This is a genomic window from Halalkalibacterium ligniniphilum, assembly GCF_000334155.1.
Taxonomy (GTDB): Bacteria; Bacillota; Bacilli; order Bacillales; family Bacillaceae_D; genus Halalkalibacterium; species Halalkalibacterium ligniniphilum.
In genome coordinates this window covers 1-17,399 of record NZ_ANNK01000109.1, presented here as the reverse complement: position 1 = coordinate 17,399, position 17,399 = coordinate 1, and the positions used below count along the sequence as shown (strand labels likewise).

22 protein-coding genes and 1 pseudogene are annotated in these 17,399 nt (G+C 39.6%); 14 read left to right on the top strand and 9 right to left on the bottom strand.

Annotated features, from left to right (window positions below):
* Positions 1 to 52 precede the first annotated feature (52 nt).
* From BLT_RS0113465 to BLT_RS24845, 3 genes and pseudogenes are all read left to right on the top strand, one after another.
* The gene (locus BLT_RS0113465) at positions 53 to 643 is read left to right on the top strand and encodes a hypothetical protein (RefSeq protein WP_017728300.1); all 591 of its coding nucleotides are present in this window, start codon (positions 53 to 55) and stop codon (positions 641 to 643) included.
* Positions 644 to 662: 19 nt separating this feature from the next.
* Positions 663 to 1,334 (top strand): annotated as a pseudogene (locus BLT_RS24850) (DUF1385 domain-containing protein); the annotation flags it as partial.
* Positions 1,335 to 1,418: 84 nt separating this feature from the next.
* On the top strand, positions 1,419 to 1,760 hold the full coding sequence (locus tag BLT_RS24845; RefSeq protein WP_051045252.1) for an MTH1187 family thiamine-binding protein: 342 nt from the start codon (positions 1,419 to 1,421) through the stop codon (positions 1,758 to 1,760).
* A 62-nt stretch (positions 1,761 to 1,822) separates the two neighbouring features.
* On the opposite strand, the gene BLT_RS0113455 is transcribed toward BLT_RS24845, so the two are convergent.
* From BLT_RS0113455 to BLT_RS0113445, 3 genes are read right to left on the bottom strand one after another with little or no spacing between them, the layout of a single operon-like run.
* Complete coding sequence (locus tag BLT_RS0113455; RefSeq protein WP_017728298.1) at positions 1,823 to 2,248, bottom strand: GNAT family N-acetyltransferase; 426 nt, start codon at positions 2,246 to 2,248, stop codon at positions 1,823 to 1,825.
* Between the two features lies 1 nt (position 2,249).
* Positions 2,250 to 2,765 carry a YjcG family protein gene (locus tag BLT_RS0113450; RefSeq protein ID WP_017728297.1) on the bottom strand — a complete coding sequence of 172 codons (516 nt, stop codon included), beginning with the start codon at positions 2,763 to 2,765 and terminating at the stop codon, positions 2,250 to 2,252.
* 32 nt (positions 2,766 to 2,797) lie between these two features.
* The gene (locus tag BLT_RS0113445; RefSeq protein WP_017728296.1) at positions 2,798 to 3,526 is read right to left on the bottom strand and encodes an esterase family protein; all 729 of its coding nucleotides are present in this window, start codon (positions 3,524 to 3,526) and stop codon (positions 2,798 to 2,800) included.
* Between the two features lie 116 nt (positions 3,527 to 3,642).
* Here BLT_RS0113445 and BLT_RS0113440 point away from each other — a divergent pair, with 116 nt between their 5' ends.
* A complete protein-coding gene (locus BLT_RS0113440; protein ID WP_017728295.1) occupies positions 3,643 to 4,194 on the top strand; it encodes a phosphatidylglycerophosphatase A family protein in 552 nt (183 codons plus the stop codon).
* Between the two features lie 249 nt (positions 4,195 to 4,443).
* The gene (locus tag BLT_RS0113435) at positions 4,444 to 4,623 is read left to right on the top strand and encodes a hypothetical protein (protein ID WP_017728294.1); all 180 of its coding nucleotides are present in this window, start codon (positions 4,444 to 4,446) and stop codon (positions 4,621 to 4,623) included.
* A 49-nt stretch (positions 4,624 to 4,672) separates the two neighbouring features.
* Here BLT_RS0113435 and BLT_RS0113430 read toward each other — a convergent pair whose 3' ends face one another.
* Positions 4,673 to 4,993 (bottom strand): helix-turn-helix domain-containing protein, encoded by a 321-nt coding sequence (locus BLT_RS0113430; protein ID WP_017728293.1) that lies wholly within the window; start codon positions 4,991 to 4,993, stop codon positions 4,673 to 4,675.
* A gap of 162 nt (positions 4,994 to 5,155) precedes the next feature.
* Between BLT_RS0113430 and BLT_RS0113425 the strand changes: the two genes are divergently transcribed.
* The gene (locus BLT_RS0113425) at positions 5,156 to 5,371 is read left to right on the top strand and encodes a helix-turn-helix domain-containing protein (protein ID WP_017728292.1); all 216 of its coding nucleotides are present in this window, start codon (positions 5,156 to 5,158) and stop codon (positions 5,369 to 5,371) included.
* Between the two features lie 2 nt (positions 5,372 to 5,373).
* The gene (locus BLT_RS0113420; protein ID WP_017728291.1) at positions 5,374 to 5,610 is read left to right on the top strand and encodes a hypothetical protein; all 237 of its coding nucleotides are present in this window, start codon (positions 5,374 to 5,376) and stop codon (positions 5,608 to 5,610) included.
* A gap of 26 nt (positions 5,611 to 5,636) precedes the next feature.
* On the opposite strand, the gene fumC is transcribed toward BLT_RS0113420, so the two are convergent.
* Positions 5,637 to 7,022 carry a class II fumarate hydratase gene (fumC, locus tag BLT_RS0113415; RefSeq protein ID WP_017728290.1) on the bottom strand — a complete coding sequence of 462 codons (1,386 nt, stop codon included), beginning with the start codon at positions 7,020 to 7,022 and terminating at the stop codon, positions 5,637 to 5,639.
* A gap of 424 nt (positions 7,023 to 7,446) precedes the next feature.
* Here fumC and BLT_RS0113410 point away from each other — a divergent pair, with 424 nt between their 5' ends.
* The 4 genes from BLT_RS0113410 to BLT_RS0113395 all read left to right on the top strand — a co-directional run bounded on the left by BLT_RS0113410 (position 7,447) and on the right by BLT_RS0113395 (position 11,119).
* Complete coding sequence (locus BLT_RS0113410; protein ID WP_017728289.1) at positions 7,447 to 8,667, top strand: NupC/NupG family nucleoside CNT transporter; 1,221 nt, start codon at positions 7,447 to 7,449, stop codon at positions 8,665 to 8,667.
* A gap of 193 nt (positions 8,668 to 8,860) precedes the next feature.
* The gene (locus BLT_RS0113405; protein WP_017728288.1) at positions 8,861 to 9,250 is read left to right on the top strand and encodes a GntR family transcriptional regulator; all 390 of its coding nucleotides are present in this window, start codon (positions 8,861 to 8,863) and stop codon (positions 9,248 to 9,250) included.
* A complete protein-coding gene (locus BLT_RS0113400) occupies positions 9,247 to 10,122 on the top strand; it encodes an ABC transporter ATP-binding protein (RefSeq protein ID WP_017728287.1) in 876 nt (291 codons plus the stop codon). Before BLT_RS0113405 ends, BLT_RS0113400 begins: the two co-directional genes overlap by 4 nt.
* The gene (locus BLT_RS0113395; RefSeq protein ID WP_017728286.1) at positions 10,112 to 11,119 is read left to right on the top strand and encodes an ABC transporter permease subunit; all 1,008 of its coding nucleotides are present in this window, start codon (positions 10,112 to 10,114) and stop codon (positions 11,117 to 11,119) included. Before BLT_RS0113400 ends, BLT_RS0113395 begins: the two co-directional genes overlap by 11 nt.
* Positions 11,120 to 11,227: 108 nt before the next feature.
* Here the strand turns inward: BLT_RS0113395 and msrB are convergent, their stop codons facing one another.
* From msrB to BLT_RS0113380, 3 genes are all read right to left on the bottom strand, one after another.
* Positions 11,228 to 12,202, bottom strand: coding sequence for a peptide-methionine (R)-S-oxide reductase MsrB (msrB, locus tag BLT_RS0113390; RefSeq protein WP_017728285.1), 975 nt, complete (start codon positions 12,200 to 12,202; stop codon positions 11,228 to 11,230).
* A gap of 63 nt (positions 12,203 to 12,265) precedes the next feature.
* Positions 12,266 to 12,580 carry a hypothetical protein gene (locus BLT_RS22725; RefSeq protein WP_017728284.1) on the bottom strand — a complete coding sequence of 105 codons (315 nt, stop codon included), beginning with the start codon at positions 12,578 to 12,580 and terminating at the stop codon, positions 12,266 to 12,268.
* 81 nt (positions 12,581 to 12,661) lie between these two features.
* Positions 12,662 to 13,105 carry a ferritin-like domain-containing protein gene (locus BLT_RS0113380; RefSeq protein ID WP_051045251.1) on the bottom strand — a complete coding sequence of 148 codons (444 nt, stop codon included), beginning with the start codon at positions 13,103 to 13,105 and terminating at the stop codon, positions 12,662 to 12,664.
* Positions 13,106 to 13,633: 528 nt separating this feature from the next.
* On the opposite strand from BLT_RS0113380, the gene BLT_RS0113370 reads away from it, so the two are divergent.
* Entirely contained in the window at positions 13,634 to 13,894 is a 261-nt protein-coding gene (locus BLT_RS0113370) for a hypothetical protein (protein WP_017728281.1), read from the top strand.
* Positions 13,895 to 14,046: 152 nt separating this feature from the next.
* On the opposite strand, the gene BLT_RS24250 is transcribed toward BLT_RS0113370, so the two are convergent.
* A complete protein-coding gene (locus tag BLT_RS24250) occupies positions 14,047 to 14,499 on the bottom strand; it encodes a hypothetical protein (protein ID WP_017728280.1) in 453 nt (150 codons plus the stop codon).
* 882 nt (positions 14,500 to 15,381) lie between these two features.
* Here BLT_RS24250 and BLT_RS0113355 point away from each other — a divergent pair.
* Positions 15,382 to 16,674, top strand: a complete 1,293-nt coding sequence (locus BLT_RS0113355) for an NCS2 family permease (protein WP_017728278.1) — start codon at positions 15,382 to 15,384, stop codon at positions 16,672 to 16,674.
* 97 nt (positions 16,675 to 16,771) lie between these two features.
* Positions 16,772 to 17,281, top strand: a complete 510-nt coding sequence (locus tag BLT_RS0113350) for a DNA-3-methyladenine glycosylase I (protein WP_017728276.1) — start codon at positions 16,772 to 16,774, stop codon at positions 17,279 to 17,281.
* The last annotated feature ends 118 nt before the right edge of the window (positions 17,282 to 17,399 follow it).

The window sequence follows — 17,399 nt, the reverse complement described above, 5'->3', positions numbered from 1 at the left end:
GAATTTCAGAGATTGATACATAACGGGATTTGTCCGTGTAGGAGAGATGTGTATGTTTAGAGGAAACAAGATTGTCCTCTTATTACCGGGATTGTTAATGATTTTTATTTTTTTAGGTGGCTATTTGTTCATGGAGCAGGAAGAGGAAATGACGAATGAAGAGCTTCAAGAGGTCATCGATATCAACATTGATACGAAGCAGGAAAATGATTCGCTTTTTGTTCGTGCTGCATGGGACTGGACAGAGATGCCAGTAGAAGGTTTGTACGGGGAAGATTATATTAGTGTTGCGATTGAAAATGAAGCGCTTTTAGATAAGCTGTCTTTTGATGAAGGGTTCTTACGTCTTTTTTACGGCCATGAAGTCATTTATGAAAATAAAGGTAGGGTCGTTGACAATGGTGTCATTTTTCCTTTCCCAAATGAGCTAAGAGAATTTGAAAGCTATGGAAATAGAGGAGAAATTGAGGTCTTGATCGAAGGAGAGCAGGTGAGGGCTGAAGATGTATCAGTTTATTATTTACATACGTGGACGGCTCATTTAGGATTAGTCTTCGACGACGCGCGTTTTGAAAGCCCGCAGTTTGAAAATGGGCCAAATGTGCAGCATTGGGTGGTTAAAAGGGAAGCACACATTGAATAATTGAGAGGAATGTGGTGCGATGATTCGTGGCTTATCCTATCAAAAGGGGATTTTCTATATTGGAAACAAGCATGTGGCTTGTGCGTATCATGAGAAAGGACGCTTGAAGAGCTGGGTGAAACCATTCGATCAGCAGGCGATCGCAGCCATGATCAGTCAAGTAATTGGCTCAATGCCTACTTGGTTTAAGCTTTTAACGATTGTTTATATGAGCCTTATTTTTATACCAAAGCTTCTAAGCTTTTTCGGGTGGAGCAATGTCTACGGCCTGCCTTATTATTTTTTATTTTATTATATGTTTGGCACTCATTTTATTTTCCCGAAAGAGCTTCGGAAATATCACGGTGCGGAGCATAAAGTGTTCAGCTATCGAGGAGTGGTTCGACGGGGACGGCTGCCATGTATTCAAAAGGCAGCGATAACGAACCGGTACTGCTCCACCAATGCAGTTGTCATCTATTTTGGTGCGGTAATTTTAGGAACAGCGGCTTTATTGTATGGGTATTCCTTTACAGAATCCGTTATGTGGGCTTCTTATAGTGCACTTATCGCCGTACCGATCGTACAAGCGGGAATGAAGAGACGAGGGCTTGCACAAATCAGCAAAGCAGTGCTAGCGGTGTCATATTGGCTTCAAACCCATGTAACGACCACCGAACCTGATCGAAAACATTTGATTTGTGCCATTGAATCATATCGTCGTCTCGGTCAGGTGGAATTTCCAGAAAAATTAATTGAGAAGAGAGTACAACGGAAAACAGAGGAGGTAAAACGGATGGCGATTGTTGACGTAACCGTGATTCCAATTGGAACCGAAACCCCAAGTGTCAGCAGTTATGTGGCTGAAATTCAGAAGGTTTTAAAGACATATGAACCAAGCATTACGTACGAATTAACACCAATGAGCACATTAATCGAAGGGGAGCTTCCTGTCTTATTTGAAGTCATTCAAGCGATTCATGAGGTGCCGTTCAAGCATGGCATTCAACGGGTGGCTACCAATATTCGCATTGATGACAGACGCGACAAGAACGTGACAATGAAAGATAAGCTACAGGCAGTAAAATCAAAGCTTACTGAACCAACTGAAGTGGAAACAGAGACAAAAGAATCTTGAAAAGAAAAGCGGATGACGAAAAGGATGGTGTACACGACTTTCCTTCGTCACCCGCTATTTTTTTAAGAAAGAGCTTTTATCATCGTTACATGAGGAATGTTAGCATCTAAAAATGGATCAGATACTGTGACATAGCCTAATTTTTTGTAAAATCCTTCAGCTTGAATTTGGGCATTCAGCTTTGCCTTTTCCAAGCCTTGCTCTTTTGCATAGGCTTCCATTGTTTCCATTAGGAGACGACCTGCTCCCGTTCCACGGACCGTTTTTGAGATGCAAATACGCTCCATTTTGCCGTAGTTATCTATGACACGGAGGCGACCTGCGCCAACAGCTGCGTTTCCTTCATAAAGCACAAAATGGGTGGCTTCATCTTCATGTTCGTCAATTTCTATGTCCTGAGGCACTTTTTGTTCATGAACAAATACCTCGGTACGAACTTGAAAAGCGTCCTGTAATTGTTTCTCTGTCTTTACTTTTTCAACGTGCAAGCTATTCTTCCTTTCCCAGTAAAAATGTTTCATATACCGTCCAAGATCCGTTCTCAAGCTGATACAATAATTGAATGCGATCGACCAATTCTTCATGATGAAACTGCTTCATTTTTAATTGACCGAGAACATCAAAAAGCTCGTCTTGAGAAAGATCTTGCCCTATTGTAACATGGGGAACAAAATTATAGTCGTGATTTTTAGGAAACGGCGGCTCGTGCAGTCGGTTGTACAAAAACGTCAACATCTCGTGCTCTCGTATTTTAAAAAAAAGCACATTTGATTGAGGGTAAAATGTATCTGCCTTGTACACTTCTAAAGAAAACGGTGTAGCTTCACTTGCGATCGATCGGATTTGATCAACGATTGTTGGCAAGTCCTTTTCATCAAGCTCAAACCCCTCTCTCAACGTAACATGGGGAGGAATGAATGAATAATGGGAATCATATCGCATCCGGTAAGAATTTGCTACATCTTGTAGCGTTTTTGATGGGAATAAGGCGACACCGTATTTCATGGTTGAAACCTCCTTTAACAATTTTAATTATCCTATGATAACAGGGTGATTAATGCGTTCGGTAAATCTTTTTGCCAATGAGTCCATGTATGATCTCCGTCAAATTCTCCATACGTATAAGAGAAACCTTTCTTTCGAATATGCTCCGCCAACTCGCGATTTGGCGTTAAAAAATCAAGGATCTGCCCATCTGTTGTTTTCACGATTGTTTCTTCCTTTCCGATCATATGGTAGATCGAAAGCGGTTCCTTGGATGAATAGCTTGAGACAGCATTCAATACTTTGTCGTTTACATAAGGTGAGTGCATCATCACCTGGCCAAATAAAGTTGGGTATTGGAGAGCAGCTACTAATGAAACCGTTGCAGCTAGGGAATCTCCAGCTAGCGTGCGCCCTGAAGCAAGCTGATGTGTTTGAAACTGTTCATCGAGGTAAGGGACGAGCTCTTCGGCAAGGAAGCGAATGTATGCTTGGAATTTTTCCCCATTCGGGTGGTAGCGCTTTCTTCGTTCGTCGACTGTCGGATACGGCACACCAACGATGATGACATCTCGAATTTCACCCTCTTCGATAAGCTGTTCAACTTGTCTTGGAATTTTACCGAGCTGAAAGTAATCATGGCCATCCTGAGTGATTAAAAGATCATATGAATAAAGCGGTGTGTAATTGGGCGGAACATAAAAAAGCAGCTTTTGCTCTTCAGCTAGATGCTTACTCGTAATCGTTTCTTCGTATAGTTTGCCTACGTAACGTCTTACCATTCCTGCTCAAGTCCTTTCTTTGTTCGTGTTGCTATATATTTTATCATATTTGCATTGAAAAGGTATCACGGTCCTCTGTATGCTACAATAGGGAAAGGAGAGGGAGGGGACATAGAATGAAACGACCAATACCAAGTGATGTAGTAGAAAAAGCGGCACGAGATAAGCTAACGGAACGTGGGGTAACAGTAGAAGATATTGCCAAAATTGTGTATGACCTTCAAAAGCCTTATAATCCATCTATCACAATGGAAGCTTGTATGAAAAGTACAGATGCTGTTCTAAGTAAAAGAGAAATTCAGCATGCGGTTCTTGTTGGTGTCGAGCTAGATATGTTAGCTGAACAGAAGAAATTGTCTGAACCGCTTCAATCTCTTGTCTCATCAGATGAAGGTTTATTTGGTGTCGATGAAACGATTGCCCTTGGTTCGGTCTTTGGATACGGTAGCATTGCAGTGACCACGTTTGGTTATTTAGATAAACAAAAAGTTGGCATTATTAATGAGCTCGATAAACGCAAGCCAAAGGTTGACACTTTTTTAGATGACCTCGTTGCTAGCATTGCAGCCAATGCCGCAGCACGTCTAGCCCATCGAGGTCGAGACATTGAGGAAAACTTAAATCGTGATGAAATCAAAAAGCGTGAAGATGAGGAGCTCATCGGATAAGCCGCTAGCAACAAAGATTTTTGCGTATTTGCTAATCAATCATAAAATAGAAATGTTTATTTTATAAGGAATTTTTTTTGAAACGTCTTATAACGGCGGTGTAAGAGGGAACGCTCCTTTGTTTTCTTCTTACTCCGTCCTCTTTCTACCATTAAAAAGGTCGTAGCAAGCATTTTTAATGAGTTTATAAGCTGATTTTGGCTAAAATATTAAAGAATGCATATGGAGAGAAAGGCAAGTGGACTGTTTATGATGCAGAAGCCGAAGTGGATTTATTGGAGAGAAACCTTTCGTTCGAAGTTTCAAGCTGGTTGCTTGAAAGCAAAGCTTGAAGATAATTGGCATAATGGCTATGAGATTGGACCTAGCGTTGAAGTGCGAAAGTTAAAAACCAATAAATACGTCGTTCGTTACACGTATGATGAATAAAAATGAAAAGATTAAGGCTAGATAATGACTTGTGGCGGTTATCTGGCCTTCATGTTTTTCCCCTGAATTTTCGAAAAGTTGACAGAGACTCCCTTAAAAATTCAATTTCCTCTACCGTCATTCCTTCTGAGTACAAATAATGATCATGTTTTGAACGGGGATATGGATGTGGTTCTTTTGTTCGACCTAATAAGTAGTCTGTTGATACAGCGAAATAATCAGCAAGCTGCTGTAATGTATCCATATCAGGCTTACGATTTCCATTTTCATAGCCAGAGATCGTAGACTCGGCAACATTGATACTCTTACCGAGTGCTTTCATCGTTAACCCATGTTTTTTCCGTAATTTCCGTAATCGTTCCGGAAACATCTACAAACACCACCTCAGTTTTTGCGTGTTAAAATTATTATACTTTGCATAATGCAAAGTTCCAATATTCTTCAAAAAAACAACACGAAATGAATTGACGTCTATTCATATTGCATTGTAAACTGATATCAGAATTGTTTGAATATAAGGTGTGATGAAACCATGAGTTTAGTTAAAAAGGCCCGATTGCGTCGAGGTTTGACTTTAGAGCAAGCTTCAAAGAAACTAAGGATTTCTCCAGGTTATCTTTCCCAAATTGAAAACGGACAGCGACAGGTGGGGGTTGAGCGAGCAAAAGAAATTGCAAGCATTTATGGTGTAAGGCAAGAGGAACTATTTCGAGCAACACGCTTTATTAGGCAGTTAGAGGAGGAGTAAAGATGGATTCTGTTGTTCATTTTACTTTAGATGGGCGAGAGATTGAACTTATTATACGAGAATTAGATCGAGCTGTAGAAAGAGAAGAGGCCTCTTTTCGAGCAAAAGAGCTGCAGCTGCTTCGCGCACATTTAGCTCAAAAAAAGATAGAGTTTCACTTAGGATGGGAACAAAAAATACTCTCTCGTTATAAAAGGAGAGCAAAAAAGAATGATGAAAGATCATCCTTTTTTGCATAAAGATGAATAGAGGTTGTAGGGATTGGTTATGAAGGGTTTACCATTTTTGAAGGATCAACAATCGTATCGAATTGTACTTCTGTTAACAAACCGGATTTAAGAGCTGCTTCTTTTAATGTTGTTCCTTCTTGATGTGCTTTTTTTGCAATGCTTGCTGCGTTTTCATATCCAATAAGAGGATTTAAAGCGGTGACAAGCATTAATGAGTTTCGCAAATGCTCGTCGATTTTCCGCTCATTTGCCTCCAAGCCGATCAGACATTTATCATGGAATGAATGGATGGCGTCTGTCATTAATGTAGTCGACTGGAGAAAATTATAAATAATGACGGGTTTAAATACATTTAGTTCAAAATTTCCCTGACTTGCTGCAAACCCAATGGTTGCGTCGTTACCCATCACTTGAGCAGCAACCATCGTTAAAGCCTCACTTTGAGTTGGATTTACTTTCCCAGGCATAATGGAGCTTCCAGGTTCATTTGCAGGAATGGTTAGTTCACCTAGTCCCCCACGTGGACCACTAGCAAGCCAACGAACATCATTCGCAATTTTAAAAAGGTCAGCAGCTAAGGCTTTTATGGCACCATGAATGTAGACAAGCTCATCATGACTTGTCAGGGCGTGAAACTTATTCTTAGCCGTTATGAACGATTTTCCTGTAAGCTGACTAATCTCTTCTGCTACTTTTTCTCCGAAATTTGGGTGGGCATTTATCCCAGTTCCAACGGCTGTTCCACCAATAGCAAGCTCACGAATTGAATCTAGGCTCTCTGTTATCATCTGCTCGTTTTTTTCAAGCATTCGGTGCCAGCCACTCATCTCTTGACCTAATGTTAGTGGTGTTGCATCTTGTAAATGAGTTCGACCTAATTTTACAATGCTAGCAAATTTGTTTGCTTTTTGCTCCAATGTTTGCTTCATTTTTGCGATTGCGGGTAAAAGTTTGTCTTCAATTTTTAGAAAAGCAGCAATGTGCATTGCTGTTGGAAATGTGTCATTTGAACTTTGAGAACGATTGACATCGTCATTTGGATGGATGCGTACATTTTTCCCGTTTTCCTTAAGAATCTCATTGCTACGAAACGCAATGACTTCATTCATGTTCATATTTGTTTGCGTGCCACTTCCTGTCTGCCAAACAACAAGGGGAAAGTTATCGTGAAAGGCGCCAAAGCGTATTTCCTCTGCAGCTTGGATAATTGCTTCTGCTTTTTCGGCTTCCAAATTCCCTAATGCTTGATTTGTTTTTGCTGCTGCCATTTTTAATAAGGCAAAAGCTTGAATGACTTCCATTGGCATCTTTTCATTACCAATTTGAAAATTCTCAAGGCTACGCTGTGTTTGTGCTCCCCATCGTTTATCAGCAGGAACCTTCATTTCTCCAATCGTATCACGTTCAATCCGATAATCCATTTTCTACCACCCTTCATTTTAATTCTTCTCATTGCATCTTTACCCAAAAATAGGGATCCGTACTCAAGGTATAAAGGAATCGTATATGTAAAAATTTTAAAAAATACCATTTTATATCGGAAAGCTTAAGAAGCTTGAAACCGTATGCAATTTTCATAGAAGTAATAGAAAATAAGTATTTACTTTTTTATTTTTAGTTGATATAGTTTTAGTCGTGTGTTAAGACGTCTGACATCATACAATGAATGATCTAGTTTTGCTAAATCCGTTTCTGCTTTTTTGTTTGAAGTTTTATTTTAAAGGCAACATAGATAAAGAGTGGATTAACTGTTTGGTTACAATAAAGAATAATTGAATCAAAAATGAAAACGTTTCTATTTTTGACGTTACTTCTATTTTCTAAACTTAAAAAAGAGGTGTGGACATGAACATTTTATGGGGTATTCTTGGAATTATTACAGTTTTCTCCATCGCTTTGGCTTTTTCAACAAATCGCCGTGCAATTAAGCCTCGTACGATTATTGTCGGACTACTTATTCAAATCTTTTTTGCTTTTTTAGTTTTGTATGTTCCTGCGGGACAAGCCGCCCTTCAAGGATTAACGAATGTTGTCACAAACATTATTGGTTATGCAAATGAAGGGATTAACTTTGTATTTGGAGGCTTTTTTGGTGAAGAGACGGGGATTGAGTTTGTCTTTGCCATTAATGTCTTAACCGTTATTATCTTCTTCTCGGCTTTAATTTCAGTTCTCTACTATTTAGGGATTATGCAGTGGGTTATTAAAATAATTGGAGGTGGACTTTCGAAGCTTTTAGGAACTTCAAAAGCAGAATCAATGTCAGCAGCAGCAAATATCTTTGTTGGACAAACGGAAGCTCCTCTTGTTATTAAACCTTATATTGGTAAATTGACGCAGTCGGAATTGTTCGCTGTTATGGTAGGGGGCCTTGCTTCTGTTGCTGGGTCTACATTAATTGGTTATTCATTGCTTGGCGTTCCGCTTCCATATCTTCTGGCAGCGAGCTTTATGGCAGCGCCTGCTGGATTGATTATGGCAAAAATTATCATGCCAGAAACAGAAGATACAACCGATAAAGAGAATGAATTTAAAATGGCAAAGGATACGGAAGCAACGAACGTGATTGACGCCGCTGCGAACGGGGCAAGTACAGGATTATCACTTGTCTTAAACATTGCAGCTATGCTTATTGCCTTTGTCGCATTAATTGCGTTAATTAACGGTATCTTAGGCGCGATAGGTGGATTATTTGGCGCTGAGAATCTGTCTCTTGAATTAATTCTTGGTTTTCTATTTGCACCGATTGCTTTCTTAATTGGTGTACCATGGTCAGAAGCGGTAATGGCTGGTGGGTTTATTGGACAAAAATTGGTCCTTAACGAATTTGTCGCTTACTTATCATTCGCTCCTGAAATTGAAAATCTTTCAGATAAAGCGGTATTGATTATTAGTTTTGCTCTATGTGGTTTTGCGAACCTATCTTCCTTAGGAATCCTCCTTGGTGGACTTGGAAAGCTTGCTCCAGAGCGCCGTCCTGATATTGCAAGACTTGGGATTCGTGCTGTAGCAGCAGGTACTCTTGCATCGTTTTTAAGTGCATCAGTAGCAGGTATGTTCTTTTAAATCAATATGTGTAGCGTGTCCAATTTGGGCGCGCTTTTTTAATTGTTACATGACGCGCGAAATGCATCTAACCAAATAATGAAATTTCATTTTTAAAAATCATTGACACCCTATCCAAAATCTTGTAAATTAAAATTGTCCTAACTGTACTATTTCAAATAATACAATTAATACAGTGTGAGGAGGTGAAGTCGTGTATCTTTCCATCAATCCAAAAAGCAAGCTTCCTATTTATGAGCAAATCGTTAATCAAATTAGAGAGCTGGTGGCAAAAGGAATATTAGAAGAAGGGGAGCAGCTATTATCCGTTCGGGAGCTTTCGGCACAAATGGTCGTCAACCCAAACACGATTAGCAAGGCCTATAAGGAATTAGAAAGACAAGGGATCATCGTGACCATTCGTGGTAAAGGAACCTTTGTCGCAGAAGCAAAGGAACGTGTTTTTGATCCGAAGCAGATAGCAGAGCTGAAAGAGCAAGTTAGACGAATGGTTGTGGATGCAAGCTATGCAAACATTAAAAAGGAGGAGCTTCTTAACTGGATCGATGAAGCTTATCATTCAATGGAGGGGAAGAAAGAATGAAGATTGTGAACGTAACGAAATCGATTCACGGACAAACGATATTAAAAGATGTGACGTTAACGATCGAGCCTGGAAAAATTACCGGCATTATCGGGCGGAATGGGGCAGGGAAAACAACATTGCTACGGCTGCTCGTCGGCATTTTAAAGCCAATGACTGGAGATGTAACCGTAGAAGGTAAAAGTATTTTTCGGTCACCAGAAATAAAAGAGGAGGTTGTCTTTGTCCCTGCATCAGCTGATGCCTTAAAAACCTATACGCTCAAAGAAGTTCAAAGGTTGTATCAAGCTACATACCCAAAATTCGATGACAAGTTATTTAATGAGCTTGTGAACAAATTTGGTTTGCCGAGAGCTGGAAAGATTGGATCGTATTCAAAAGGGATGACGGCATTATTTGCCTTAATTTTAGCTTTATCAACTCGGGCGAAATACATTCTTCTTGATGAGCCGACGGATGGTCTTGATGTGATTATTAAAAAGCAAATGCTTCAATTTCTCATTGAAGCTGTTGCTGATTATGAAGTAGCAATAGTGATTTCATCCCATCGCTTAGATGAGCTCGAATTTATGGCTGATACGATTGTGATGCTGCAAGAAGGGGAAATTCAGCAATCTTATTCTCTTGATACGTTAAAAGCGTCGTATAAAAAAGTACAGGTTGTTTTTCCACAAGGCTTTCCTGCTTTTCTAAAAAGTGATTTTACCCTATTACAAGAAACGGGAAAGGTTGCCATTGTTTTATTGGATGGAGATCTAGACAAAAAACTAGCACAGCTTAAAAGCCTGAATCCGCTCTTTTTTGAAGAGCTTCCAATTACTCTTGAAGATTTATTTGTTGCTAAGCTTGGAGGTGAAGTATATGCAGACTAAAGCATTATGGTTCAGAGAATGGAAACAAACGAAAGCCTTGCTTTTCATAATGGGACTCTTATTCGTCATCCAATACCCTGTAACAGCAATGACGCGCTTACAAACATTAAGAGAGTTGCAGAGGGAGAATATTGACATTTATCCAGAGTGGGACATTCCAAGTGTGTTTGGTTCGAGTCTGCCGACGGTACTCATTATCTTTTTTGTCATCTTACTAGCGGTTACCTTTATGGGGATGGAACGAAATACAAGACGACAAGATTTTGCTTTCTCCTTACCAGTTAAGCGCAGTACGTTATTTATGACAAAATGGCTCATTGGCGTAGGAGCCATTACAATCTTTATGCTGATCACATATGCAATGGCTTATGCTCTTATTTACACATCTGAGTTTAGTCAATATTTGGAGCCGTACACGCATCTTACTCTTTTTGTGATGCCGTGGCTCGGCTACTTAGCCCTTTACAGCTTCTCCCTGTTCATTGGAACGATTGCTGGAGAAATGGTGTCACAATTTGCCTTGACATTTATTTTTACGTTCTTCCCAATCGGCTTCATGTACTTAATCGAATCATTTTTACGGGTTCATTTTTCTTATCATCTAAGCAGTCAATTCCATTGGCTAAATGCCATCGTTTGGCCGAATTACATTACGAGAATGCCTTACCCAGACTATAATGCTGGTTGGGAAGTATTGATTCCAGCTGTTGCTACAATCCTCTTTTTGGCACTTGGACGTGAGCTGTATGAACGAAATCATAATGAGCATAATGGGGAATTTCTTATCTTCAAGAATTTGGAATTGTTTTTCCGTATAGGCATCATTGGCTGCTTTGCACTTTTAGGTGGAATGCTTTTCTCTGGTCTCGTTCAGTATAATATGAACAAAAATTTCGTCATTCTATTTTACTGGATCGGGCTTATTTTGTTCTTGTTTATCTCCTATAAGCTGACAAGACGTCTATTCGCAATGAATATTACTGTAAAAGGAAAGTAAGGCTTTAATTGATAGGGGAGAGATTCTAATCTCTCCTCAGTTTTTATAAGATTGATAAAGTAGTAAATAACAAAATGGGATGACTCGCGTAAGAGTCATCCCATCCCTTTATTCATCAAACAATTTTTTGTAGGCGCCGTATCCTTCTTTTTCAAGGTCTTCTTTTGGTATAAAACGAAGGGATGCAGAATTGATGCAATAGCGTAATCCGGTTGGACCTGGTCCGTCAGGAAAAACATGACCTAAATGACTATCCGCATCCTTGCTTCTTACTTCGGTACGAATCATCCCATGACTATAATCGATTTTTTCAATGATCTCTTGTTCAACAATGGGCTTTGTAAAGCTTGGCCAGCCACAGCCTGCGTCATATTTGTCAGTCGAACTGAATAGAGGCTTTCCATTGATAATATCAACATAGATACCGTCCGCTTCTAGGTTGTAATATTCATTTTGAAAAGGTGGTTCTGTGCCGTTGTTTTGTGTCACTTCATATTGAATTGGTGTGAGCCGTTTCTTTAACTCGTCACGGGAATCTTGACGAGTTTTCTCGTTCCAATGCTTGTTAATAAAGGCATCCCTCCCTGAACCTTTACGAAAGATTGCATAACGAAAAGGCTGTTTATGATGATAGTCTTGATGATATTCCTCTGCTGGATAAAATGGTCTAGCAGGAAGGATTTCTGTCACGATCGGTTTGTCAAACCGACCACTCGATTCAAGGGTTTGTTTTGATGCTTCCGCTAACATCCGCTGCTCTTCTGTATGATAGAAAATCGCTGTACGATAAGAGTCACCACGATCAAAAAATTGTCCACCTGGATCGGTTGGATCAATTTGCTGCCAGAAGATTTCAAGTAATTTATCATATGGATAAATGGCTGGATCAAAGGTAATTTGGACCGCTTCATAATGTCCAGTTGTCTCTGAACAAACCTCCTCATACGTGGGATTTTCAGTATGCCCACCTGTATAACCAGAAACGATTTCATGAATACCTTCTTGTTCTTCAAAGGGACTGACCATACACCAGAAACAACCCCCAGCGAAGGTGGCTTTTTCAAGGTTTGATTCGTTTACCATCCTATCACCCTTTCTCAGTCCTTGCTCGTTGTTATTATACCATGAATCCTAAAAAGACTCTCATTAATAAGGATGAGAATGGGCTTTACGATTTACTTGTACTTCAGTCGTTTCAAACCTGTACCTACCTCTTTTTTTATAAAGTGTAAAAACACGAGTGTTGATGATTAATCTGCGGCAATCCATATTGATCGCCCGAATCAAGTGTCGGTAGCTCTTCCACTCATTCATTGATGCAAAGATTAAGTATTTGATAAGAGTGAGAACGTTAAGTTTGCGCGCTGTATCTTGATAGCCAATGGAACCCTGTATGCCTGCTAATTCTTCTTCTAAAACAATCCTTTGAAGCAAATTCGGGAATATGGTATTCTTGTTCATGGGACACCTCTTCTTGAGTTTGTGATCGGCAAACTCAAGAAGAGGTGTCCTTTTTTGTATTCTTTTTTTGGATTTTATTGGTTAACCAACACGCCTGGTGTAAAAATATAAAAACCAGACGGCGTGATTTTGTTCATCTTTTGCAGCTCGGTAGAACACTTCTTTAATGTGTGGGTTTTGCGCCTGGTCTCCAACTTCCATATAAAAATCAACGGTATGCTGTTCGTCTTCAATTGCAAATTTTAATGCCTCTTCATAGGTTGGGGGACATGGTTCATCTAGCTGTGGTTTCGGTTGCTGACCGGTTAAATTTGTGTAGATGGTGGAGAATGTTTGGTAGTGCTTATATTCATCCTGGCGAATTTCAGTAATGATTTCCTTTTCCATTTTTGTGGGTGCTAATTGTATCATCTTTTCATAGCAGGAGATGGCATTGTACTCTCCGTTAACTGCTTGGTGAACTTTATCAATTAGTGTAGGGGTAGCTCTCTCTTGAGTTAAATAATAAAGAAGCCATGGCGGGATGGATGGTGCGTGGGGATGGGGATTCGTAGAACCATAGTGTGACGGATAACCATGTGTGTAGTGTGGGGTTTGTGGATAATAAGAAAAGCTTGGTGTGTACGATTGATATGGTGAATTATATCGAAATGAAGGATCATAACCTTGCCCTTGTTCGAAATACTTTGGAGTATCGTTGTTATTCACTCCATTCATATTGTTGCCTCCTTCAAGCATGAGTTTCATTCTTATAGATATATTCAGGACTTTGACTATCTATGTCAAAATGATGATGTGAGACATTTGCTCAGTTAAAAGATGATTACAAGCGCCTTTTACGTTAATTTCTAGGTTTACTCTGTCACAGTGGTTATTTTAAAAACATATACTAACTTAACTAATAACTGTAGGAGGAGCTGCCATGACAGACGAAGGAAGACGCCAAGTGTTATTTTTTATTGTTGCTTTGTTGTTTGCCTTATTCAGTTTAGGTTTTGGAGAAGAAACTGATGGAAGTGATGTCATTCTTTCCGTTTAGAGGTGGTGAAAGTAGTGAGTCATCATAAGCCTGGACAGTCTTCTTCCTTTGACGATTTTAATAAATACAAATTAACTCCTCAGCAAATTGCTGTGATAACAGGGTTAATTACCAATGCTTTAAAAGTGCAAGCGGTCCTTGTTGATAGCAATCAAAAAGTCCAAATTGTTTTAGAAGGTGATTTGTCAAAAAAAGGAATGCTTGATGAGATGATGAATGATATAAATGACAAAAGGTTTGGAGATGTGCTGAACACTTTTATGAAAAAGAAATAATCACACTAAATTCTTACCGTTCAGTGAAGCCTGTTACCTAGTTGATAAATAGGTGGTAGGTTTTTTCGTAGACAAGCTTGGTCATACATAAAAGACACCTTATCTTATTACACTTCAGATAAGGTGTCTTTTTATAAGATTAAGTTTGTTATTTAATATGGACTAAGTGTTGGGTAAAATTGTTCGTTCACTTCCCAAGACTCGACCAATTGTCGTGCAACGGTGAAATCATAGCCGCGTCCCATTAAATAGGCGATGGCAGCTACCTCTGTCATGGCATGAGCTGTGGATGTAAATGATGCTTCGTTTAAACCGTATTCGGCAATTGGATGAACCGTTCGTAATACCATATTTTTCATTTGCATCTGCTGACCTTGTTGTGGGGCAATGTGTCCGTGCTCCATTGGATATGGGGATTGACCTGATTGTTGTCCGTGTTTCATCGGATATGGAGTTTGACTAAATTGTTGCCCCTGATATATCGGATATTGGAATTGACCGAATTGCTGACCAGGATACATAGGCTGTGGAGTAACCATGTGTTGACCTGAAGACATCGGGTATTGGCTTTGTGGAGTCCATCTAAATGCATGGTGGTAGTTCAATGTAAAATCCCCCTCTAGGTTGTTGTCATACATATCAATAGCCTATGAAAGAGGAGAATTGAGTGTGTAGGCTATTGCCTAAAGCATGGATATAAAACAGAAATCAGCATAAGCGGTCATGGGATGAAAATGAGTTTGTCCGATCATTCTGTGTATCATTTCAATAAAGGCGATGTGAGCGGAAGGGCTTCATTGTTTCGCTAACTTGACTGAAGCTCCGCCCCTTTTCACAGAAAAAATTAACTTCTTTCTAATTCTCCTTTTAATAAAAATAAACCACCAATAACATAAAAAAAAGCACCGATCAATGAAAAAACAAGTCCCATAATGACGATACGCCGAGTATTATCCATTTTCTCACTCCTGCAAACGTAGTTTCTATATTTTACTCAGAAATTTCCGAACTGTTCTTGTTTAACTTGTGATTTAACTTTTTAAATCATCTACCTAATACACCTAGTTCAGGCATTGCTCATACCATAACAATGAAAAAGAATGAAGGAGATGATAAAGATGAATGTAGAAATCCAGGGCTAGGAAACGGAAGAGATGAGATTTGGAAGACCCTTTTATGGAGGATGGGGTTACGGACGGCGGCCGTTTTATAGCGGACTATTAGGCGGACTTGTTCGTAGCGCCCTATAGCCCTTATATCTATGGATACGGTGGTTATCCATATTATCCGTACTATTCATATTATTAAATGCTCGTTGGGCAGTCCCATAGATAGAAAAAACCTTACAAGATAAGGATTTTAATATTGAATAAAGAAAAAATCTTGTCAGCGTATCAGCATTCATTGTATGATAATCTTCGTTATAAATGTGTAGGTAACTACAAGGGTGGGAGAGGGTTTCAACTAGAAAAGAGTTGAAAAGAATAATGAAAGGAGTCTTTCGACGATTCGATTTAGAAGGTCATGAAACAACAGTGAGGCAAGAACTGGCTGCTGGTACGGTTGGATTTTTAGCGACTGTTTATATTGCAGCCATTAATGGGGCGATATTAGCTGACGCGGGAATTCCTTTACACGGAGCGATTGTCGCAACCATTTTGACATCTCTTGTTGGCTGTCTACTTATGGGCTTGTGGAGTAATGCGCCGATTATTTTAGTACCAGGAATGGGTGTGAATGCGCTTTTCACGTATACCTTTGTCCAATCATTTGGGTTAACGTGGCAAGGAGCATTGGCTGCTGTATTTGTATCCGGTCTCATTTTCATCGCTATCGCCTTTACAAAATTGACACATACGTTAAGTTCGGCAATCCCAGCCTCCCTTAAAGAGGCTATAACCGTTGGGATCGGTTTGTTCTTAACCTTTATTGGACTACAAAAAGGCGGAATCATTCAAGCTGACGAGCAAACGTTTATTGCCGTCGCCGATCTAAGCAGTCCATTACCATTAGCAACATTGTTAACCTTATGTCTTGCAATAATTTTATTCATCCGAAACGCACCTGCGAATTTTTTATTGACGATTGTTGTTGGAACCGTTTTCGGACTTGCGCTAGGTGTCTCACCTAAGTCGGTTAGCAGTTTTGAAGCTCAGGATATGAGTCAGTTTTTAATCATGGGTCAACTGTCATTTACAAGTATAACGACGATGATTTTTTGGGTTGCTGTGTTTTCTTTAACAATGGTACTTGTTTTTGAAAATATTGGCTTGATCAATGGCTTTTTACAGATGACTGGACGTTCAGAAAAATATCAACGTTCACTGCAAGCAAATGCCGTATCAGCTCTTTCTTCGGGGCTTTTTGGTACGAGTCCCACCGTTGCTACTGTAGAGACAGCTGCAGGAATTTCGGCAGGTGGACGAACAGGTTTGACAGCTATCGTCACAGGGGTGCTTTTTGGTGTCACGCTGTTTTTCGTTCCTTACATTTCGTTGATTCCAGATAGTGCCATTGCGCCAATTTTATTAATTGTTGGGGGCTTGATGGTTCAAAGTATAAAATCGATCGCATTTGACGATTTTTCAGAAGGGTTTCCGGCGTTTCTAATTATCGCGCTTATCCCATTAACGTATAGCATCGCTGAAGGGATCGCGTTTGGATTTATTGCTTACCCGATCTTAAAATTGGCGATGGGGAAAGGGAAGGACGTTTCCATTCCTCTTTATGTGATTTCAAGTTTGTTTTTGCTGTACATTATTTTGCAGACAATTGGTTAAATGCTAGCAATTAGAAATAGTATTTAAAAGTATATTTAAGATAGGAGGCGGAGCTTACTGGTCTGCTTCTTTTCGGTGGAAAAGGTGAAAAAAAAGAATGATTCGCTGTAGTTGGTGCGGAAATGATCCGCTTCTTATTCAATACCATGATCTTGAATGGGGACGTCCATTAAAAAATGATCGTGACTTATTTGAGGCTTTAACATTAGAATTGTTCCAATCAGGTCTCAGCTGGCGCACGGTTTTACATAAGCGAGAACGATTTCGTGAGGTTTTTAAGAATTTTGATGTGACGCTTGTTTCAAGGTTTACGGAAAAGGAGATTGAAGAGCTTTTATTAGATGCTGGGATTATCCGCCATCGAAAAAAAATAGAAGCAACCATAAAAAACAGCTTAATCGTAAGCGATATTCAAGAGCGGCATGAAAGCTTTGCTTATTGGTTGAATACATTACCTGAGACGATAGACGAAAAGAAAATGACGCTATCAAAAACCTTCCAGCATATTGGTCCGACAACAGCTGAAAGCTTTTTGGAAGCAGCGGGACTCATTCCTGCAAAGCATGATATAAACTGTTTTTTATATGCTGTAGGCAAGCATAACTAGAAAAACGAAAGGGGCTGGGACATAACGAACGTGTATGATTGAAAAAATGCGAACAATGCACACGTAGACTCCTGCGGGATCAAAGGCAAGAGTGAGACCCCCCAGTGCGAAAAGCACA

Coding starts and splice junctions, on each gene's coding strand:
- BLT_RS0113465 (WP_017728300.1), top strand. CDS start 53: ATGTTTAGAGGAAACAAGATTGTCCTCTTATTACCGGGATTGTTAATG.
- BLT_RS24845 (WP_051045252.1), top strand. CDS start 1,419: ATGGCGATTGTTGACGTAACCGTGATTCCAATTGGAACCGAAACCCCA.
- BLT_RS0113450 (WP_017728297.1), bottom strand. CDS start 2,765: ATGAAATACGGTGTCGCCTTATTCCCATCAAAAACGCTACAAGATGTA.
- BLT_RS0113445 (WP_017728296.1), bottom strand. CDS start 3,526: ATGGTAAGACGTTACGTAGGCAAACTATACGAAGAAACGATTACGAGT.
- BLT_RS0113440 (WP_017728295.1), top strand. CDS start 3,643: ATGAAACGACCAATACCAAGTGATGTAGTAGAAAAAGCGGCACGAGAT.
- BLT_RS0113435 (WP_017728294.1), top strand. CDS start 4,444: ATGATGCAGAAGCCGAAGTGGATTTATTGGAGAGAAACCTTTCGTTCG.
- BLT_RS0113430 (WP_017728293.1), bottom strand. CDS start 4,993: ATGTTTCCGGAACGATTACGGAAATTACGGAAAAAACATGGGTTAACG.
- BLT_RS0113425 (WP_017728292.1), top strand. CDS start 5,156: ATGAGTTTAGTTAAAAAGGCCCGATTGCGTCGAGGTTTGACTTTAGAG.
- BLT_RS0113420 (WP_017728291.1), top strand. CDS start 5,374: ATGGATTCTGTTGTTCATTTTACTTTAGATGGGCGAGAGATTGAACTT.
- fumC (WP_017728290.1), bottom strand. CDS start 7,022: ATGGATTATCGGATTGAACGTGATACGATTGGAGAAATGAAGGTTCCT.
- BLT_RS0113410 (WP_017728289.1), top strand. CDS start 7,447: ATGAACATTTTATGGGGTATTCTTGGAATTATTACAGTTTTCTCCATC.
- BLT_RS0113400 (WP_017728287.1), top strand. CDS start 9,247: ATGAAGATTGTGAACGTAACGAAATCGATTCACGGACAAACGATATTA.
- BLT_RS0113395 (WP_017728286.1), top strand. CDS start 10,112: ATGCAGACTAAAGCATTATGGTTCAGAGAATGGAAACAAACGAAAGCC.
- msrB (WP_017728285.1), bottom strand. CDS start 12,202: ATGGTAAACGAATCAAACCTTGAAAAAGCCACCTTCGCTGGGGGTTGT.
- BLT_RS22725 (WP_017728284.1), bottom strand. CDS start 12,580: ATGAACAAGAATACCATATTCCCGAATTTGCTTCAAAGGATTGTTTTA.
- BLT_RS0113355 (WP_017728278.1), top strand. CDS start 15,382: ATGAAAGGAGTCTTTCGACGATTCGATTTAGAAGGTCATGAAACAACA.
- BLT_RS0113350 (WP_017728276.1), top strand. CDS start 16,772: ATGATTCGCTGTAGTTGGTGCGGAAATGATCCGCTTCTTATTCAATAC.